Genomic DNA, 4,114 nt, shown 5'->3' with positions numbered 1-4,114 from the left:
CCCGGCGCGAGGGCCGAGCCCGAAACGCTGTGCCAGCAGGTGGTCGAGCGACATGGCGCCCGGGCCGCGCGCCATCAGCCACAACGCCACCGCAGCCCACACCCCGTGGGTGGGCCAGGCGCCGGGGTAGACCAGCCCTTGGATCACCGCGGTCATGCCCAGCAGGCCCAGCGCCGCCAGCCGCGTGCCCAGGCCCAGCAGCAGCATCAGGGGCAGCACATGCTCAGCCCCGGCCGCCAGCAAGGCGGCGGTCTCGGGGGGCAGCAGCGGCAGCCGGTATTCCTCGCGGAACAGGACGATGGCCGAATCGGCCAGGCGGGGCCAGCCCAGCTCGAAATGTCCCTCCACCAAGTCCACGGCGAAGCCCTCGACCTTGGTTTGTCCCGAGCGCCAGAACACACCGGCCAGGGCCACACGGCCCAACAGGGCGATCAGCGACTCGGGCATGCGCTCGAGGGCGGCATGCACGCGGGCAATCCACGCCAGGGGGCCGCGGGGCCGGACGGGGGGCGGGGCGCTGTTCATGCCGGGATCCCTTCGACGACCGGCTCGGCGCAGGCCCCGTGCCGCAACAACAGGGCCAGGCTGGCCCCCAAATCCAGCCCTGTGCCCCCCTCGGCCACCGCCTCGCCCAGGGGGCGGCGCTGCCGCAGCGCCTGGGCGAAGCGGCCTGTGGGCAGCGGCACCGGCAGGACGACGACATCCTCGTCCTCGCGCAGCACCAGGGCGGCTTCGGGCTGGTCGATCCGGACGTCTTCGATGCGGCCCTGGCCCTGATGGGCCGCCCACAGCGATACCACGGCCCAGCAAGACCTCAGCACATGCACGCCAGGCTGCAGCGGCAGCACGAGCCCGGGCAGGCGCTCGGGCTGCGCCAGCGCGGCGCCCAGGCGGGCCGCGGTGCACACTGGGGCCTCGGCGGCATGGAAGGCCTGCACACGGGCATATTCCAGTCGGGCCACATCGGACAGCCAGGGCAGTGCCGCCAGGGGGGGCTGGTGTGCCAGCCAGTCGGCAAAGCCCGCGCCGTAATGGGCCAGCACCGGCGAGCAAGGCGGTTCGGCGCGCACATGGGCGCTGGCCAGGGCGCGGAAGCAGACCGGCCCTACCAGCGCCTGCACCACCGGGAAGGTGTCGGCCAGCGCATCGACGAGAGACGCCACCACGGTGTTGCGGTGGACGTCCAGCCGCACCGTGGGGTCCGAGCCGTTCCAGGCCCGCAGGCCGGGCACGGTGGCGTGCGGGTCGAGCAGGGCCTGGGCGAAGGCGGCCTGCATCGGCAGGGCCGACACGGTGACGTGGCGTTCGGGTCTCATGCCACCGCCTCCATCGCGGCCAGGTGCTGCGCCATCGCCTCACGGGCCTGCACGGCCTCGGCCTCGAGTTGCGCCAGTGGCGGAAGGTGCTGGTCGCGCTCGAGCAGCGTGGGCACCGGCCCCAGGCGCTGCAGGGCCTGCCGGTACAGGGCCCAGACCGGCGGGGCCACCGGGGCCCCATGGGTGTCGATCAGCAGCGGGTCGCCCGCCGCGTCGCGGTCCACCGCAAAGCCGGCCAGGTGGATCTCGCCGACGGCACAGGCCGGCAGCGCATCGATGAAGGCGCGCGCATCGCGTCCGTGATTGACGGCGCTCACATGGGCGTTGTTCACGTCCAGCAGCAGGCCGCAACCGGTGCGGCGCACCGTCTCGGCCAGGAACGTCGCCTCGTCCATCGTCGAGTCCTCGAACATCAAGTAGGTGCTGGGGTTCTCCAGCAGCAGCCGCCGGCCCAGCCGCTCCTGGGCCTGATCGATGTGGTTGCACACGCGCGCCAGCGTCTCGGCCGTGTAAGGCAGGGGCAGCAGATCGTTGAACCAGCGCCCGCCATGGCTCGACCAGGCCAGGTGCTCGGAGAACCAGGCCGGCTCGAAGCGGTCGATGAGGGCGCGCAGCCGGCCCAGATGCGCCTCGTCCAGCGGGCCCTCACCGCCCAGGGACAGGCCCACGCCGTGCAGCGACAGCGGCCAGCGCTCGCGCAGGCGCTCCAGGCGGCGCAGGACGGGCCCGCCGTCGACCATCAGGTTCTCGGCATGCATCTCGAAGAAGTCCATGGCCGAGCCGCGTTCGAGCACCTCGGCCAGGTGGCCGGTCTTCAGGCCGAGCCCCACACCGGTCAGGGGCGGCTGGACCGCGGGGGCACGGGGGGCAGGGCAGGCCATGGCGCGTGCAGCCTCAGGTCTTTTCCTTGAAGGCCTGGAGCTGTCCGTACCCCGTGGGCGAGGTCGGCGAGGCCATCTTCTCGCACGTGCCCTTGGGCACGAGTTTCCAGGCATTGCCCTGGTGATCGCGCTTGGCCGTGCCGGCGCAGGTGGTGCCCGGGCCGGCGGCGCAGTCGTTCTTGCCCTTCAGGGCCACGCCGTAGCATTTCTCCTGGTTGGCGTCCTGGGTCTGGGCGCGGGCGGGGTCGTGGGCCAGGCTCAGGGCGGCGCCCAGCGCCAGGGCGAGGGCGGCTGCCCCCGCCTGGGTCGTCAGCATCTGCGACATCATCGTCTCCTTGCGTGGTGGGGCATCGGCGTGGGCCGATGCGACAGCCGGCGGCCGTCCTGTGCCAGTACGCCGGCGCGCCCGTGTGGGTTACGCATCCCGGCCCTTTCTTTTTTCCGGCGCCGCTGTAACCTCCAGGCTGTCCGCAGCGAAAGCAAGCGCCCACGACCCGAGATCCTTCTGCGCCATGACCGTCTTCTACTGGGTGATGGGTGTGCTCATCGTCGGCACCCTCGTCCCGTCGGCCCTGTTCATGCTCCTGTACGCCGTCACCGGCAACGAGATCCTGGCCCGCCGGGCCGCTGCCTTGTGGGCCTACACCCGCACCTTCGCGCTGTTCGGCGTGAACGTCCTCATCTGGGGCCACGTGCTCGTGGGCCTGTGGAATATCTGGTTTGCCTGACCGTTCTGCCCCGGCAGGCCAAGGACAGGCCGCAGCCGAAGGCCTTAGACGAACTTCCCGATCAGCATCGCCAGGAAGCTCAGCAGCACCGCGCTGGCCAGGGGCAGGTGCCATTGCCGGCCCCCGAGCTTGAAGTGGAAGTCGCCGGGCAGACGGCCCAGGCCGATGCGGTGCAGCCAGGCGCTCAAACCGTTGAAGACGATCAGCGCCAGGAGGATGACCAGCAGCCAGCGCAGCATCGCAGACCTCAGAGCCGGTGGCTGCGGTCGCCGTGGGCAAAGCCGATGGGCTCGAAGTGCCGCAGGTCGAAGCCGCGCGCGAACGCGATCACCTTGAACAGCTCGCCCATCTCGTGCTCGTTGACGAGCTTCTGCACGGCGGCGGCGGCCCGCGGATCGCCTGCTGGCAACAACTCCAGCAGGCCGCAATTGAGCAGGAAGTGGCCCTGGGAGGTGTAGCCCAGCACATCCATCCCGGCCTCCTGGCCGGCCAGTGCGATGCCGGTGAAATTCACGTGAGCGGTGATGTCCTTCTCGCCCACGTCCACCAGGGGGTCGGGGTCGGCGCGGTGGGCACGATGGCACATCAGCGTGCCGCCATGGCGCTGCGGCAGGTAGTACTCATCCTCGGGAAAGCCGTAGTCGATCAGGAACACCACGCCGCGCGTCAGGTGGGCCGAAAGCGTGCGCACGAAGGCCTCGGCCTGGGGGTGGATCTCGGTGACGGTGCCGGGCACGAAGGCGGCTTGCACCGGCGGGCGCAGCGCGGTGGGCCGGTCGCGCCAGACGAAACGTGTGCCGTCCACGCCCACGCCACGCTCCAGCCACTGCTGCCCGTCAAAGTGCAGCAACTGCACCGGCATGGCATCGAGCACCTCGTTGCCCACCACCACCCCGCGCATGGCCTCGGGCAGGCGGTCGTGCCAATGCACACGCGCCAGGTGCGCGGGCTGCTCGGCCGCCAGGCGCGCGCGCTGGCGCTCACGCAAGGCCCCCGAGAGATCGACGATGTGGTAGGCCGAGACCGCCGGCCCCAGGGCCCCCAGAATCTGGCTGGCCAGGGCGCCCGAGCCGGCGCCGAACTCCCAGATCTCGGCGGTGCCGCTGGCCACCAGGGCCTGGCGCAACTGCCGGGCCAGGGTCTGGCCGAACAGCGGGGTCAGCTCGGGGGCGGTGACGAAGTCGCTGCC

General features: G+C 71.5%; 7 protein-coding genes. 1 reads left to right on the top strand and 6 read right to left on the bottom strand.

From position 1 onward, the window contains the following. The 4 genes from ACK42S_RS16175 to ACK42S_RS16160 form a co-directional block, all read right to left on the bottom strand. The coding region (locus tag ACK42S_RS16175) for a DoxX family protein (RefSeq protein WP_409709891.1) at positions 1-525 on the bottom strand (525 nt) is incomplete at its 3' end. Then, a complete protein-coding gene (locus ACK42S_RS16170; RefSeq protein ID WP_409709888.1) occupies positions 522-1,316 on the bottom strand; it encodes a putative DNA-binding domain-containing protein in 795 nt (264 codons plus the stop codon). The genes ACK42S_RS16175 and ACK42S_RS16170, both read right to left, overlap by 4 nt. Further along, entirely contained in the window at positions 1,313-2,197 is an 885-nt protein-coding gene (locus tag ACK42S_RS16165; RefSeq protein WP_409709885.1) for a DUF692 family multinuclear iron-containing protein, read from the bottom strand. The genes ACK42S_RS16170 and ACK42S_RS16165 overlap by 4 nt, the downstream gene beginning before the upstream one ends. 13 nt (positions 2,198-2,210) lie before the next feature. After that, positions 2,211-2,513 carry a DUF2282 domain-containing protein gene (locus ACK42S_RS16160; RefSeq protein ID WP_409709894.1) on the bottom strand — a complete coding sequence of 101 codons (303 nt, stop codon included), beginning with the start codon at positions 2,511-2,513 and terminating at the stop codon, positions 2,211-2,213. Between the two features lie 196 nt (positions 2,514-2,709). On the opposite strand from ACK42S_RS16160, the gene ACK42S_RS16155 reads away from it, so the two are divergent. Next, complete coding sequence (locus ACK42S_RS16155) at positions 2,710-2,925, top strand: hypothetical protein (RefSeq protein ID WP_409709882.1); 216 nt, start codon at positions 2,710-2,712, stop codon at positions 2,923-2,925. 44 nt (positions 2,926-2,969) lie between these two features. Here ACK42S_RS16155 and ACK42S_RS16150 read toward each other — a convergent pair whose 3' ends face one another. Then, positions 2,970-3,164, bottom strand: a complete 195-nt coding sequence (locus ACK42S_RS16150) for a DUF2905 domain-containing protein (protein ID WP_409709879.1) — start codon at positions 3,162-3,164, stop codon at positions 2,970-2,972. A gap of 8 nt (positions 3,165-3,172) precedes the next feature. Further along, positions 3,173-4,114, bottom strand: a 942-nt coding sequence (locus ACK42S_RS16145; RefSeq protein ID WP_409709876.1) for a class I SAM-dependent methyltransferase, incomplete at its 5' end; no start/stop codon positions are given.

The organism is Caldimonas sp. (genome assembly GCF_046289365.1).
GTDB lineage: Bacteria > Pseudomonadota > Gammaproteobacteria > Burkholderiales > Burkholderiaceae_C > Caldimonas.
This window is presented reverse-complemented; position numbering and strand designations above follow the sequence as displayed.